The sequence below is a fragment of the Streptomyces sp. NPDC059679 genome (genome assembly GCF_042734105.1).
Taxonomy (GTDB): Bacteria; Actinomycetota; Actinomycetes; order Streptomycetales; family Streptomycetaceae; genus Streptomyces.
This window is the reverse complement of the sequence record NZ_JBHWES010000026.1, coordinates 67,358-81,407: the sequence shown is the minus strand read 5'-3', so window position 1 is coordinate 81,407 and position 14,050 is coordinate 67,358. Positions and strand designations below refer to the sequence as shown.

The window sequence follows — 14,050 nt, the reverse complement described above, 5'->3', positions numbered from 1 at the left end:
AAACTTCGGAACACACTCCGGAATGTTTCAGCACCTTTCCGGAGTCGCCAGAGATCGAGAGGCGACCTCGTGATCCCGCCCCCCACCAAGGAAGGCGATCATGACAAGGACAAGACGCCTGGTCACCAGCACCATCGCTCTCGCGGGCCTGATCCTCGCGCTGTTCACCGCAACCGGCACCGCCCACGCCGCAGCCTCCGCCCCCGCCGCACCCAGGGCCGGCGTGCGCATCATGCCGCTCGGCGACTCGATCACCGACGGTGCCAACGTACCCGGCGGCTACCGCATCGACCTCTGGCAGAAGTTCGTGGCAGGCGGCCACAACGTCGACTTCGTCGGTTCCATGTCCAACGGGCCGGGCAATCTCGGCGACCGGAACCACGAAGGCCACTCCGGGTGGACGATCGGCCAGATCGACAGCAACGTCGTGAACTGGCTGCGCACCTACACCCCGCGCACCGTACTCCTGCACATCGGCACCAACGACATGTACGGCAGCGACCCCGCCGGAGCACCGGGCCGGCTCTCCACCCTGCTCGACCACATCACCGCCACGTCCCCCAATACGGAGGTCTTCGTGGCCACGATCATCCCCATCTCCTTCGCCGACTCGACCGTCCGTACTTTCAACGCGACGATCCCCGGGATCGTGCAGAGCAAGGTGAACGCCGGCAAGCGCGTCCATCTCGTTGACATGTACCGGGCACTCACGACGGCCGACCTAGCCGACGGAGTGCATCCGAACGCGGGCGGCTACAGCAAGATGGCCAACGTCTGGTACGGCGCGCTCCTCTCGGTGCCCGGCAGCATGGGCGTCAGAGGCGCGCCGCGCCAGGAGGCAGCGGCACGGTAGTCACTGAGGGAGTCGGTAGACCGAGACGTGGGAGCGCGAATCGGCCGTGAAATCGGCTCCCTGCCAGTCGGCGTGCCGCGACTCCAGCTCGAACCCGGCCAGCTGGGCCATGAGATCGAGTTCGGTCGGCCAGATGTAGCGGTGCGGGCTGCGGAACAGCCGCGCCTCCCTGCCCTCGCCGAACCGGAAGTGGTGGGAGACGACGTGCTGACGCAGTACGTCGTACGTGTCCAGGCCGATATAACCGGCCTCGGACTTCCAGACCAGGGCCTGCTGGCCGGGGGGAAGCTTCCGTACTTCGGGGACCCACAGCTCGATGACGAACCGGCCGCCCGGTGCGAGATGACGGGCGGCGTTGCGGAAGCACGCGACCTGCTCGGCCTGGGTGAGCAGATTGGAGATGGTGTTGTAGATGAGATAGACGAGCCGGAACGTGGCCGGAGCGCCGGCGGTCGCGGTCGACATGTCGCCGACGACGACCGGGATCGCCGCGTCGTCCGCCTTCGTACGCAGTTGGTCGATCATCGGCTGCGACATCTCGATGCCGGTGACCGACACTCCGCGCTGCGCGAGCGGGACGGCCACACGACCGGTGCCGATGGCGAACTCGAGGGCCCGGCCGCCGTCAGCGAGTTCGGCGAGGCGGTCGACGGTCGGGTCCAGAACCTCCGGGGCGAACATGCCGGCGCCGGGGGTGTCATAGCCCTGGGCGGTCTCGACGTCCCAGATCTCGTCCTGTCGCATGCCGCCAAGGATTTCCCGGGCGCTCGAGCGGCGTCCACAGATTTATTGGTCAGCTGAAGTCCAAGTCCCCCGTACGCGTCCGCTTGAGCTCGAAGAAGTCCGGGTAGCCCGCGAGCAGCCGGGCGCCGTCGAAGATGCGCAGGGCGTCCTCGCCGCGCGGGATGGAGGAGAGGACCGGGCCGAAGAAGGCGACGCCGTCGATGTGGAGGGTCGGGGTGCCGACGTCCTCGCCGACGGGGTCCATGCCCTCGTGGTGGCTCTTGCGGAGGGCATCGTCGTAGGCGGTGCTGGTCGCGGCCGAGGCGATGTCGGCGGGGAGGCCGACTTCGGCGAGGGCTTCGCGGATCACGGCCTCGGTGTCCTCGTTGCCCTGGTTGTGGATGCGGGTGCCGAGCGCGGTGTAGAGGTCGCGCAGGACCTCCTCACCGCGGTGCTGTGCGGCGGCGATGCACACGCGGACGGGACCCCAGCCCGCCTCCAGCAGGTCGCGGTAGCGCTGGGGAAGGTCTTCGCGGCCCTCGTTGAGGACGGACAGGCTCATCACCCGGAAGCGCAGGTCGAGGTCGCGCAGGCGCTCGACCTCGAGGATCCAGCGCGAAGTGACCCAGGCGAAGGGGCAGATGGGGTCGAAGTACAGGTCCACCTTGGTGGGAGTCGTGGGGGTTGTGGTGGCGTCCGCGGTATTCGAAGGTGTGTTCACGTTGGGGACTTTAGCCGTTGGGTGGCCCGGGGCCCTGGGCCACTTGTACCCGCGCTCCGTGGGCCATTTCCGACCGAGAAGCGGGACCGCCGCGCTCCATGGGGGATGAGCGCGGCGGCCACGGGGTCGTACGGGTCCTACTCGACTATCTTCAGCAGCTTGTTCGGCGTGCCCGCGCCCGGGTTGGAGATCTTGTCCGGGGTCGCGCCCTCGGTCAGCGCCTTGGCCACGTCGGCCGGGGTGGCGTCGGGGTGGCCGGCGAGGTAGACCGCCGCGGCGCCCACGACATGCGGGGTGGCCATCGACGTGCCGGAGATGGTGTTGGTGGCGTCGTCGCCGGTGTTCCAGTCGGAGGTGATGTCCGAGCCGGGGGCGTAGATGTCCACGATGTCGCCGTAGTTGGAGAAGTCGGACTGCTCGTCGGCGTCCGTGCTGGAGGCGACCGTGATCGCGTCCTTGACGCGCGCGGGCGAGCCCTTGCTGGCGTCGGTGGACTCGTTGCCGGCCGCGACGCCGAAGGTGACGCCGGAGTCGATGGCCTTCTGGACGGCCGCGTCGAGGGCGTCGTCGACGGTGCCGCCGAGGCTCATGTTGGCGACGGACGGGCCCTGGTGGTTCTCGGTGACCCAGTCGATGCCCGCGACGACCTGCTCGGTGGTACCGGAGCCCTGGTCGTCCAGGACACGGACGGCGACGATCTTGGCCTTCTTGGCGACGCCGTGGTCGGCGCCGGCGATGGTGCCCGCGACATGCGTGCCGTGGCCGTGGCCGTCGTTCGCGTCGTCGTCGTTGTCGATGGCGTCGAAGCCGGAGGTGGCGCGGCCGCCGAAGTCCTTGTGGCTGATGCGTACGCCGGTGTCGATGACGTACGCGGTGACGCCCTCGCCCGCGCCGTCGGGGTAGGTGTACTTCTTGTCGCCCTCGGTGTCGGCCTGGTCGATGCGGTCCAGGCCCCAGGACGGCGGGTTGTCCTGGGTGGCGTCGATCGTGAAGCGGTGGTTCTGGACGACCTTGGCGACGGCCGGGTCGGCGGCCAGCCGCTTGGCCTCGGTCTCGGTCAGGCCGCCGGCGGAGAAGCCGTTGACCGCGGAGTCGTAGCTGCGGCGCAGCGTGCCGCCGTAGCGCTGGGCGAGGTCCTTGCCCGTGCTCTGCGCCTTGATGGTCTTGCCGCCCTTGAGCAGGACGATGTAGCTGCCCTTGACGGTGTTCGCGGACTGGGTGCCGTAGACCGTGCCCTCGGCCGGGGCGGTGGTGGACGCACCGGCCGGGACGGCCACGAAGGCGCCGGCTGCCACGGCGGCGGCGACGGCGGTGGCCAAGGTGAGTCGACGCGCGTTGAATTGCTTGTGAACTGCCATGACGAGGGATCCTCCTCGTGTGGTTGTGGGGGGAAGGTTCGTCTTGCAACGGCGCCGGAGCATCGGTGGGGACCCGCTCCGGCCTGACTGGAAACCCTGGCTGATTGACGCGCTCAATTCAAGATCCTCGTCCACGTGTGACGTAGGCAACTTCGGTGAACTCACGAGGCGTTGGGGGTACCAGTCGGGCGGTCGCGGGCTTTTTACGTGTAAGGGGCCGCATTCTCGGGGGTAGGGCTATCCCCCCTCCTTTCGGTGGAGAAGGCCGCCAGACGGTTCACCGGACAGCAGGATGGGACGGCACCCCCGCGCCCCATAGCGTCATGAGCGTCATGCCGAGGTCGGCGGCAGCGAGTCCGCCATCGGGAGATCTTCGGGAGATCTGGGGAAGTGGGGGACGTCGTGGCGGACACAGGCCACTTGGACAGGCCGCATGGAATCGCGGCCCGCATGGGCAGTTGGAGTGCCCGGCACCGGTGGACCGCGGTCGGGGGGTGGGTGCTGCTCGTCATCCTCGCCCTCGCCGTCGGGTCGATGGCGGGCCGGGTGGATGTATCGGACGGCGAGGGCATGCCGGGCGAGTCCGGGCGTGTTCTGAAGCTTCTGGATGAGGTCGGCATCAAAGACCCGGCCGGTGAAACCGTGCTCGTCCAGGCGAAGGGCAAGGGTGTCACGGCGAGCGACCCGGCGTTCCGCTCCGCCGTCGACGGGGTGATCAAGGCCGTCCAGGGCACGGGTCAGGTCACCGGCGTCACCTCGCCGTACGAGACGAAGACGATCTCCGCGGACCGGCGCTCCGCGCTCGTCCAGTTCGATATGCGCGGCGACCCCGACAAGGCCACCGACCATGTCCAGCCCGTGCTGGACGCGGTGGAGAAGGCGCAGGGCGAGCACAAGGACCTGCGGATCGAGCAGTTCGGCGACGCGAGCGGTCAGAAGGCGTTCGACGACGCGTTCGGCGACGACTTCCAGCAGGCCGAGTACTCGGCGCTGCCCGTGGCCCTCGGCATTCTGCTGATCGCCTTCGGCGCGCTGGTCGCCGCCCTGCTGCCGGTCCTGCTCGCGATGACCGCGTTCCTGGCCACCACCGGTCTGGTGGCGGTGGTCAGCCACGCCGTGCACATGAGCGACACCGCCAACTCCGTGATGCTGCTGGTGGGTCTCGCGGTGGGCGTCGACTACTGCCTGTTCTATCTGCGGCGCGAACGCGAGGAGCGGGCGGCCGGCCGGGACGCGCAGACCGCGCTGCGGATAGCCGCCGCCACCTCCGGCCGGGCCATCCTCGTCTCGGGCTTCACCGTCATCGTGGCGATGGCGGGCATGCTCTTCACCGGTATCGCCGAGTTCAAGGCGATGGGCCTGGCCACCCTGCTGGTGGTGGCCGTGGCGATGATCGGCTCGGTGACGGTGCTCCCGGCGCTGCTGTCGCTGCTGGGCGAGCGGGTCGAAAAGGGCCGGGTGCCGTTCCTGGGCCGGGCCAAGAGCCGGAGCAACGGCGAGAGCCGCTTCTGGCGTGCGGTGCTGGGGCGGGTGCTGCGCAAGCCCAAGCTGTCGGTGGCGCTGGCGGGCGGTGTGCTGATCGCCGTGGCCGTCCCGGCCGTGGGCATGAACACCGCGAACCTCACCCTGGACCAGGAGTTCGGCAACTCCCTGCCGATCGTGGCCGCGTACGAGCACATGGACGAGGCGTTCCCCGGCGGGCCCTCTCCGGCCCGGGTGGCCGTCAAGGCCGATGACATCAACGCCGCGCCGGTGCGCGCCGCGATCGAGGACTTCCGTGCCGAGGCGGTCGCCAAGGGCGCCTCCAAGGGCCCGGTGAAGGTGATCGTCCACGACCGCCAGAACCTCGCCGTCATCGAGGTGCCGCTGGTCGGCGGCTCCGACGAGGCCAAGAGCGAGAAGAGCCTGAACATCCTGCGCGACACGGTGCGCCCGGACACGCTCGACAAGGTGGACGGCATCGCCGACGCCCCGATCGGCGGCTCCACGGCCCAGTCCAAGGACTTCAACGACAAGCTCGGCTCGGCCGTGACGCCGGTCTTCGCCTTCGTCATCGTCTTCGCCTTCCTGCTGATGCTGATGTCCTTCAGGTCGCTGACGATCGCCATCACCTCGATCGTGCTCAACCTGCTGTCGGTGGGCGCCGCGTACGGCGTCCTGACCGCGGTCTTCCAGCACGGCTGGGGCGCGGGCCTGGTCGGCGCGGAGGGGGTCGGGGCGATCCTGTCCTGGCTGCCGCTGTTCCTCTTCGTGATCCTCTTCGGGCTGAGCATGGACTACCACGTCTTCGTGGTCTCCCGGATCCGCGAGGCGCGGATGGCCGGGCGGACCACCAAGGACGCGGTGGTGCACGGCGTGGTCACCACGGCGGGCGTGGTCACCAGCGCCGCCGTCATCATGGTCGCGGTCTTCGCGATCTTCGGAACGCTGTCGATGCAGAGCATGAAGCAGATGGGCGTGGGCCTCGCGGCCGCGGTCCTCATCGACGCCACCGTGATCCGCGGGGTGCTGCTGCCGGCCGTCATGTCGCTGCTCGGCGAGCGCAACTGGTACCTGCCGCGCTGGCTGCAGTGGCTGCCCGACCTCACCCACGACGGGCCGGTCGCGGCGGCGGCCCCGGTCGCCGGGGCGCAGCCGGAGCCGGAGCGTAAATCGGTTGCGGCCCGCTAGGACGGGTCCTTACGGTGAACCGGTCGCGTGGCCCTTGTGCCGCGCGGCCGGTTCGTGCTTTGACGGCACGGACGGCAGGTACGAAAGACGTCGCGGATCTCGACTCGCGACACGCACACGCACACGCGGAGGCACTCACCGATGGGATCTCTGATCGGCGCGTTCATCCGCGACTCCCGGGGCTTCGCCCGGGTGGCGTGTGTGAACGCCTCTCTCCTGCTCACCCGCCGCCCGCGGCGCGGCCCCGGTGCCCTGGCCGGCCCGGACGCGCCCAGCGCCTTCCCGAGCCGTTGACCGCTCGCCACTGAGCGCTCGACACCCCTCGACAAACCGCTCACCGCTGAGGCTTTGAGAGCTTCGTAGCCGTACGCACCGCTGCGCTTCGCGGCTTCCGCGCCTGACCGCCTCACGGCTCGCTTCCGCATGCCCTCGGCCAGGGCCCCCGCCAGTCCAGGAATCACTCACTCCGGGACGGGCGGCAGGGCCCGTTCCGCGCTGCTGCCGCCCGCCCGGCTCCGAAAGGACCGCCGGCTGTGGCCCGCAAGCGAAATCCATCACGCAATCCATCCCGGAACCCGCGCTATTCAGAGCGCGATCTGGCGCGCCGTACGCTCTCGCAGAACTTCCTGGTCGACCCGGCCGCCGTCGCCCGCGTGGTGCGGGCCGCTCGGCCACACCACGACGGTCTCGTGGTCGAGGTCGGCATGGGCAAGGGGGCGCTCACCGAAGCGCTCGCGCCGCGCTGCCGCGAGCTCATCGGCTACGAGATCGACCGCCATCTCATCCCGGGGCTGCGGCTGCGCCTGGCCGCGCACTCCCATGTGCGCGTGGTGCACCAGGACTTCCTGACCTCCTGGCCACCGCTCGAACCGTTCGCGGTGGTCGGCAATGTGCCCTACGCCCGCACCTCCGAGATCGTCGACTGGTGTCTGCGGGCGCCCCGGCTGACCTCGGCCACCTTCATGACCCAACTGGAGTACGCCCGTAAGCGCACCGGGGACTACGGCCGCTGGAGCCTGCTGACCGTACGGACCTGGCCGGACGTCGACTGGCAGCTGTGCGGGCGGGTGCCGCGCGCCGCCTTCCGGCCGGTGCCGCGCGTCGACAGCGGGATCCTGCGACTGACGCGGCGCCCCCGGCCGCTGCTGACGGGCGCGGCCGAGCGGGCCGGGTACGAGCGGATGGTCGAGCTCGGCTTCTCCGGCGTCGGCGGGACCTTGTACGCATCGCTGCGCCGCGCGCACCCCGCCCGGCGGCTGGACCGCGCGTTCCGGCGGGCGGGGCTCGGCCGGGACGCCGTGGTGGCGTATGCGACACCGCGGCAGTGGCTGCTGCTGTTCGAGGAGCTGAGCGGCACGCCCGGATAACCGGTGCTCAGGCGGTCGGCTCGAAGGAGTTGAGGGTGCGGGTGAAGTCCCGGGTGGACAGCAGCAGCTTGTAGATGATGGCCAGCTCGAAGACCAGCAGCAGTACGCCCGAGACGACGGTCCCCGCCACCACCGAGTCCAGGACGGGCCCGATGATGAACACGCCCATCTGGAACTCGATACCGCTGATGAGATGGGCACGGACGCGGTGCCGCGTCAGGAACGAGCGGCACCGTGTCCACCAGGGGAAGCGGCGGCGGAACTCCCGCTGCAGATCGACGACCGTGGGCTCGCCGGAGGTCTCCGGCGCGGTCACCGTCGTCGCCTCCTCAGCCGTCGACTCCGCTTGTGCCGCCGTATCGCCCGCCGCCTTGGCCGCGACGGCGCGGTCGTGCTCCACATCGGCTTCGGGGTTCTCCCGGAGCAGGTCCTCCATGAAGGCGAGTTCGGCCTCGTTGTGCGACTCACGGGCCGCCTGCATCCGGGCCTTGATCTGCTCGCGCATCCCGTGCCGGATCTTGAACGTCTCGAGCGCGTTGATATAGCGCAGCGCGTCCAGGGACGTCACGGCGAGTGCGAGCCAGATGTAGAGCACATCCCCAGTGCGCTCGTACTGGCCGCCCATCAGCGCGACCGCACAGACCAGGACCCGGATCCGGTCGAAGACGAAGTCCAGCCAGGCGCCGAAGACCGAGCCGGTGCCGGTCAGCCGGGCGAGCTTGCCGTCCATGCAGTCGAAGATGAAGCTGACGTGGTAGAGCAGGGCGCCGAGCAGCAGCCAGCGCCAGTCCCCCTGTGCGAAGCAGGCGGCGGACCCGAGGCCGACGAGGAACGCACCCCAGGTGAGCTGGTTCGGGGTGGCGCGGGTGTGCATCGCGGTCCAGCGGACCAGCGGTGTGGCAACGGGGTCCACGAGCAGGACGGTCCACCACGCGTCGCGCTTCTTCTCGGTGATCCGGCGCACTTCGGCGAGTGGCGGTATGTCTGGGCGCATGTCCAACTTTCCGGCATTGGTCAAGAGTTCACCCGACGGTAAGAAGCCGTTAAGAAAGGACACAAGGTCAGTCGGACACAACCTTTCGCGGTCGGTAACGGTCTCCCGGAGGGAGCGGGTCCATGGCACCGGCCTGTCAGGCGGGCGCCTGTCAGCCGTGTCGACAGGGCCGGTAGACCGCCAGCCGGAAGGACGTGGTCACCCGCAGCGGGGCGGCCAGACGGGCCGCCCGGCGACGCACCTCAGCCGCGTCGAGGTGGTGGGCCGAGGGCCCCATGGCCGCCGCGTGCTCCGCGTCCTCGGCGGTCAGCGCGACCGTACGGTCGTAGGACGCGGTGCGCTCCAGCCGGAAGTGGCCGTCCAGCGCACGGCGCAGCCGGGCCTCCTTGGCGGGGTCGACCGACAGCAGGCCCATGGAGGGCCTGAGTTCGCCGAGATGGCGCTCCGTGGGGGTGACCACCAGCAGCGCCCCGCCGGGCCGCAGTACGCGGCGGAACTCCCCGCCGTTGCGCGGCGCGAACACATTGAGCAGCACATCGACCGAACCGGTCCGTACGGGCAGCGGCCGCCGGAGGTCCCAGCGGGCGGCGCCCGCGCGCGGATGGGCTCGCCCGGCGCGCCGCAGCGCGTGCTTGGAGGTGTCCAGCGCGAGACCGACCGCGCCGGGGACGGTGTCCAGTACGGCGGACAGGTAGTAGCCGGTGCCCGCCCCGGCGTCCAGCACGGTGCCGCCGGGCGGGCACAGCGGCGCGGCGAGCTCCGCGAGAGTGTCCGCGAGGCCCGCGTAGTGCCCGGCCCCGAGGAACGCGGCCCGCGCCCGGACCATGGCCGCGGTGTCGGCGCTCGCGGTGGACGTGCCGCCGACGAGCAGGCTGGCGTATCCCTGGCGGGCGATGTCGAAGGCGTGGCCTCGGGCGCAGCCGAGCGCCCCGGTACGGGGCCGGAGGCCGTCGCCGCACAGCGGGCACAGGAGGGCGTCGAAGGGTTCGGCCACGGCCGCGACATTAAACGAGACGAGACGTCTCGTGCAACCTCGGCAGCCCTCCTGCCTCCGCTCTCGTAGTCCTCCTGCCTCCGCTCTTATCGCTGGTAGCGGGCGAGCACCAGGTTTCCGTCGTCCACCAGTCGCTCTCTCAGCTCCGCCATCCCGATCTCGCCGCCGTAGTACTCCTGGAGCCCCGGCGTGGCGATCTTGTCCTTCCACTCCGGATAGCCGCGCACCGTCTGGGCGGGCGCCGGGCGCAGCGCGGGCGCCAGGGCCGTGCCGGTCGCCCAGCCGTGCTCACGGGTGCGCAGCGCGGGATCGGCCAGGGCGCGGGTGCCCGTCGGCAGCAGCCAGTCGCCGCGCGCGAGCCGCACCATGTTGCGCGGCCGGAGGAAGAAGTCGATGAAACGGACCGCCTCCTCCTTGTACGGGCAGTCCTCGGCGATCGACAGCGTCTGCGGGCTGACGCCCTGCCGCTGGTCTCCGCCCGGCCCCGCGGGCGCCGGGAGGACGGTCCACGCGAAGCCCTTGGGCGCCTGCTGCACGAGCTGCTGGCGGTACGAGAAGCCGAGCGGCACCATCGCGTACTTGCCGCCGAAGAAGCCGGGCAGGGTGTCCGAGCCGCCCATGCCGAGGGTCGACCGGGAGCCGGAGCGATCGGCGCCCAACTGGCGTTGGATGACGGCGGGGACCGCCTGGTCGGCGGCGTCGAAGCGAATGGTGACCTTGCCGTCGGCGCTCCGGTGGAAGACCTGGCCGCCGGTGGACAGCGACAGGTTGAGGGTCGCGGAGACGGGCTCCTTGAGCGGCCAGGCCACCCCGTAGGTGCCCTTGTGCGTCAGCCGCCCCGCGACCTCCTCGAACTCCTCCCAGCTCCATGGGTCCCGCGCGGTCGGGATCCGCACCCGCGCCGCCTCCAGCAGGGCGCGGTTCGCCATGATCATGCGCGGCTCCTGGAGGAACGGCACGCCGTAGATGCCGTCGCCGAACGTCGCGGTCCCCCAGCTCTCCTGCGGGATGTCCTCCTCGAGGCGCCGGGGCAGCAGACCGGTGAGGTCGGCCAGCGAGCCACCGTACGCGAAGTCCGCGAGGTCGTCGGTGGCGTCGTGGATGATGTCGGGCGGCTCGCCGCCCTCGAAGGCGGTCAGCAGCTGGTCGTGGACGCCGGTCCAACTGCCCTGGACGTAACTCACCCGGATCTTCGGGTTGGCCGCGTTCCACTCCGCGACCAGCTGCTTGTTCACGGCGATGGACTCCTGCTGCCAGGCCAGCGACTGGAAGCGCAGGGTGACCGTGCCATCGGCCGAGCGGCGGCGCCGGTCCGCCGAACAGGCGGACAGCAGCGCGGAGGCGGGCAGCAGTGCGGCGGTGGCGGGCGCGGCCAGCGCCCCGGCGAGGAAGTGCCTGCGGCGCATCAGTGCTTCACCGCCCCGGCCAGCACCCCGCCCGTGATCCGCCGCTGGAGGACGGCGAACAGGACGAGGGAGGGGATCGTGGCGAGCAGCGCGGCCGCGGCGAGCGGACCGAGGTCGGCCACGCCCTCCGCGCCGATGAAGTGGGTGAGGATGACCGGCATGGTCTGCTTCTCCGGCGACTTGAGCAGGACCAGGGCGAAGAAGAACTCGTTCCAGGAGGTGATGAAGGCGAAGAGGGCGGTGGCCACGATCCCCGGGGCGAGCAGCGGGGCGGTCACCGAGACGAGAATGCGCGCCTTGCCCGCGCCGTCCACGGCCGCGGCCTCCTCCAGTTCGCGCGGCACGGCACGGACGTACCCGGTGAGCATCCACAGCGCGAACGGCAGCGCCCACACCACGTACACCGCGACCAGGCCCGCGAGGGAGTCGATCAGGCTGAGGTTCTTAAGGATCAGGAACAGCGGGATGATCACCAGCACCAGCGGGAACGCCTGGCTGACCACGACCCAGCCGGTGGCCGCGCGGGACAGCGGGGACCGGTGGCGGGCCATGACGTACGCCATCGGGGTCGCGAGGGCGACGGCGATGACGGCGGCGCAGGCGGCGGCGATCAGGCTGTTGGCCGCGGCCTGGAGGAGCGGCTGCTCGTCGAACGCCTGGCGGAAGTTGTCCAGGGTGGGGTGGTCGGGGATCCAGTGCGGGTCCAGGGTCGCCAGCTCGCGGGGCGGCTTGAAGGCAGTGGACATCAGCCACAGGAAGGGCAGGACGAGGAAGGCCAGGTAGCACAGCAGCGCGAGGTACTGCCCGGCGCGGGCCGTCCGACGGGTGCCCATGGCGCCCATGCGCTTCATCGGTCGTCTCCCCTCAGCCGGCCGACCAGATACACGGCGAGCAGTACGGACACCACCGCGACCAGGACGCAGCCCATCGCCGCCGCGTAGCCGAACTGGCCGTAGCGGAACGCCTCTTCGTACGCGAAGAGCATCGGCAGCCGGGTGCGGCCGCCGGGGCCGCCGTTGGTCAGGACGTAGACCAGCGCGAAGGAGTTGAGGTTCCAGATGAAGCTGAGCGCGCTGATCGCGAGGGCTATCGGCCGGATGGCGGGCCAGGTGACGGTGCGGAACCGGCGCCAGGCGCCGGCCCCGTCCACCGCCGCGGCCTCGTGCAGCTCACGGGGCACATTGGCGAGACCGGCCAGCAGCGCGACGGTCACCTGCGGCATGCCCGCCCAGACGCCGACCACGATGACGGCGGGCAGGGCGGTCGTGGGGTCGCCCAGCCAGTCCTTGTCGGTGCCCAGCGCGTCGCCCAGCAGGCCCGCGTCGGGCTGGTAGACCAGCCGCCACATGATGCCGACGACGATTTCCGGCATCGCCCAGGGGACGATCGCGAGGGCGCGCGCCAGCCACCGGAAGCGGAGGTTCTGGTTGAGCAGCAGCGCCAGTCCCAGCGCCAGTACGAACTGCGGGACCGTCACCCCGACCGCCCACTGAAGACCGATGCGGAAGGACTCCCAGAAGAGCCGGTCCTGCGCCAGGTCCTGGAAGTTGAGCAGGCCGGTCCACTGGGTGGGGCGGGTGCGGCCCGACTGGGAGTCGGTGAAGGCCAGCGCGATCCCGTACAGCAGGGGACCGACGCTGAGCACGAGGATCGGTATGAGTGCGGGCAGGACCAGGAACCACGCGCCGCGACCGGGCCTCCCGTCCGGCGGCTTGTTGCCCGGCGGTCTGTTGCCCGGCCGCGCCATTGCGGCCATCGATGTCACGGCGAAGGGCTCCTTAGGGCGCATCTCAGTGTGGCTGAATCAGGGCGCTCGGTGCGGAGGCCCACGTCATCGTGCGGAGGGTGCGCGGCGCAGTCAAGCGTTTGGATCTCCTTGGATCTCCTTGGTCTGTACGGGACTTGGGCGCGGCCACCGCTCGGGGCGCCCGCTCCGGCGGCTCGTCGGCGCCGGGGCCCGGCGCCGTCGGCTCCCGGCCGGACGGCATGATGGGCAGACCCAAGGGCGAGCCCGGGGCGGAGATCGAGCCAGGCGCGGATGAGGAGAGCGGAGGAGGCACGGTATGGGGAACGCGGCGCTGACCGAGGAGCGGGCGCGCGCGGTGCTCACCGCCGCGCTGCCGCCGTACCGGGCGGGCACCGCCGACGCGCGGCTGCTGGCGCTCGGCGAGAACGCCGTCTTCGCCGTCGACAGCCTGTCCCTCGTGGTACGGATCAGCCGCGATCTGGAGGTGTGGGACCGGGCCGCGCGAGAACTCCAGGTCGCCGACTGGCTGGCGCGAGAGGGTCTGCCCGCGGTGCGCCCGGACCGCCGCTACGGCCCGGAGCAGCCCCTCCCCTTCGGCGGCCACCTCGTCACCTACTGGCAGCAGCTCCCCGAGCCCGTATGCCCCGCCGGCCCCCGCGACCTCGGCGCGCTGCTGCAGTTGGTGCACGCCCTGCCCGATCCGCCCTTTGCCCTGCCGGGCCGCGATCTGCTGGGCGGCGTCGAGCGCTGGCTGCGGCTGGCCGGGGACGCGATCGCCCCGGCGGACGCGGCGTATCTGCGGGCCCGCCGGGACGAGGCCGCGGCGGCTGCCGCGGAGCTCACCCCGCGGCTGCCGCCCGGCCCGGTGCACGGCGACGCGCTGCCGCGCAATGTGCATATCGGCCCCGACGGACCGGTGCTGGTCGACCTGGAGACCTTCTCCCACGACCTGCGCGAGCACGACCTCGTCGTCATGGCCCTCACCCGGGACCGCTACGGGCTCGGCCCGGCCGCGTACGACGAGTTCGTGGCGGCGTACGGCTGGGATGTGCGGGAGTGGGACGGCTGCGCGGTGCTGCGGGGCGCGCGGGAGATCGCGAGCTGCGCCTGGGTGGCCCAGCACGCACCGGGCAATCCGGCCGCGCTCACCGAATTCCGCCGCCGGGTGGCCTCCTTGCGGGACGGCGATCCCACGGTCCGCTGGTACGCGTTCTGAC

General features: G+C 70.9%; 13 protein-coding genes. 5 read left to right on the top strand and 8 right to left on the bottom strand.

Annotated features, from left to right (window positions below; genetic code table 11):
- The first annotated feature begins 100 nt into the window (after positions 1-100).
- Positions 101-853, top strand: a complete 753-nt coding sequence (locus ACFV2X_RS26465; RefSeq protein WP_385620796.1) for an SGNH/GDSL hydrolase family protein — start codon at positions 101-103, stop codon at positions 851-853.
- Here ACFV2X_RS26465 and ACFV2X_RS26460 read toward each other — a convergent pair whose 3' ends face one another.
- The 3 genes from ACFV2X_RS26460 to ACFV2X_RS26450 all read right to left on the bottom strand — a co-directional run bounded on the left by ACFV2X_RS26460 (position 854) and on the right by ACFV2X_RS26450 (position 3,655).
- Positions 854-1,597 (bottom strand): class I SAM-dependent methyltransferase, encoded by a 744-nt coding sequence (locus ACFV2X_RS26460; RefSeq protein ID WP_385620793.1) that lies wholly within the window; start codon positions 1,595-1,597, stop codon positions 854-856.
- Between the two features lie 49 nt (positions 1,598-1,646).
- Positions 1,647-2,297, bottom strand: coding sequence for a disulfide bond formation protein DsbA (locus ACFV2X_RS26455; RefSeq protein WP_385620791.1), 651 nt, complete (start codon positions 2,295-2,297; stop codon positions 1,647-1,649).
- A gap of 137 nt (positions 2,298-2,434) precedes the next feature.
- A complete protein-coding gene (locus tag ACFV2X_RS26450) occupies positions 2,435-3,655 on the bottom strand; it encodes a S8 family peptidase (RefSeq protein ID WP_385620788.1) in 1,221 nt (406 codons plus the stop codon).
- 450 nt (positions 3,656-4,105) lie between these two features.
- Here ACFV2X_RS26450 and ACFV2X_RS26445 point away from each other — a divergent pair, with 450 nt between their 5' ends.
- The 3 genes from ACFV2X_RS26445 (at position 4,106) to erm (ending at position 7,692) form a co-directional block, all read left to right on the top strand.
- Positions 4,106-6,325, top strand: a complete 2,220-nt coding sequence (locus ACFV2X_RS26445) for an MMPL family transporter (RefSeq protein ID WP_385620785.1) — start codon at positions 4,106-4,108, stop codon at positions 6,323-6,325.
- A 141-nt stretch (positions 6,326-6,466) separates the two neighbouring features.
- The gene (locus ACFV2X_RS26440) at positions 6,467-6,619 is read left to right on the top strand and encodes a hypothetical protein (protein ID WP_385620783.1); all 153 of its coding nucleotides are present in this window, start codon (positions 6,467-6,469) and stop codon (positions 6,617-6,619) included.
- A 302-nt stretch (positions 6,620-6,921) separates the two neighbouring features.
- Positions 6,922-7,692 carry an ErmE/ErmH/ErmO/ErmR family 23S rRNA (adenine(2058)-N(6))-methyltransferase gene (gene erm, locus ACFV2X_RS26435; protein WP_385620935.1) on the top strand — a complete coding sequence of 257 codons (771 nt, stop codon included), beginning with the start codon at positions 6,922-6,924 and terminating at the stop codon, positions 7,690-7,692.
- A gap of 7 nt (positions 7,693-7,699) precedes the next feature.
- On the opposite strand, the gene ACFV2X_RS26430 is transcribed toward erm, so the two are convergent.
- The 5 genes from ACFV2X_RS26430 to ACFV2X_RS26410 all read right to left on the bottom strand — a co-directional run bounded on the left by ACFV2X_RS26430 (position 7,700) and on the right by ACFV2X_RS26410 (position 12,842).
- Positions 7,700-8,686 carry a CDP-alcohol phosphatidyltransferase family protein gene (locus ACFV2X_RS26430; RefSeq protein ID WP_385620781.1) on the bottom strand — a complete coding sequence of 329 codons (987 nt, stop codon included), beginning with the start codon at positions 8,684-8,686 and terminating at the stop codon, positions 7,700-7,702.
- A gap of 151 nt (positions 8,687-8,837) precedes the next feature.
- Complete coding sequence (locus ACFV2X_RS26425) at positions 8,838-9,680, bottom strand: putative RNA methyltransferase (protein WP_385620779.1); 843 nt, start codon at positions 9,678-9,680, stop codon at positions 8,838-8,840.
- An 86-nt stretch (positions 9,681-9,766) separates the two neighbouring features.
- On the bottom strand, positions 9,767-11,086 hold the full coding sequence (locus ACFV2X_RS26420; RefSeq protein WP_385620776.1) for an ABC transporter substrate-binding protein: 1,320 nt from the start codon (positions 11,084-11,086) through the stop codon (positions 9,767-9,769).
- A complete protein-coding gene (locus ACFV2X_RS26415) occupies positions 11,086-11,937 on the bottom strand; it encodes a carbohydrate ABC transporter permease (protein WP_385620774.1) in 852 nt (283 codons plus the stop codon). The genes ACFV2X_RS26420 and ACFV2X_RS26415 overlap by 1 nt, the downstream gene beginning before the upstream one ends.
- Positions 11,934-12,842 carry a carbohydrate ABC transporter permease gene (locus ACFV2X_RS26410; RefSeq protein WP_385620933.1) on the bottom strand — a complete coding sequence of 303 codons (909 nt, stop codon included), beginning with the start codon at positions 12,840-12,842 and terminating at the stop codon, positions 11,934-11,936. Before ACFV2X_RS26410 ends, ACFV2X_RS26415 begins: the two co-directional genes overlap by 4 nt.
- A 307-nt stretch (positions 12,843-13,149) precedes the next feature.
- Between ACFV2X_RS26410 and ACFV2X_RS26405 the strand changes: the two genes are divergently transcribed.
- Positions 13,150-14,049 (top strand): phosphotransferase enzyme family protein, encoded by a 900-nt coding sequence (locus ACFV2X_RS26405; RefSeq protein WP_385620771.1) that lies wholly within the window; start codon positions 13,150-13,152, stop codon positions 14,047-14,049.
- The last annotated feature ends 1 nt before the right edge of the window (position 14,050 follow it).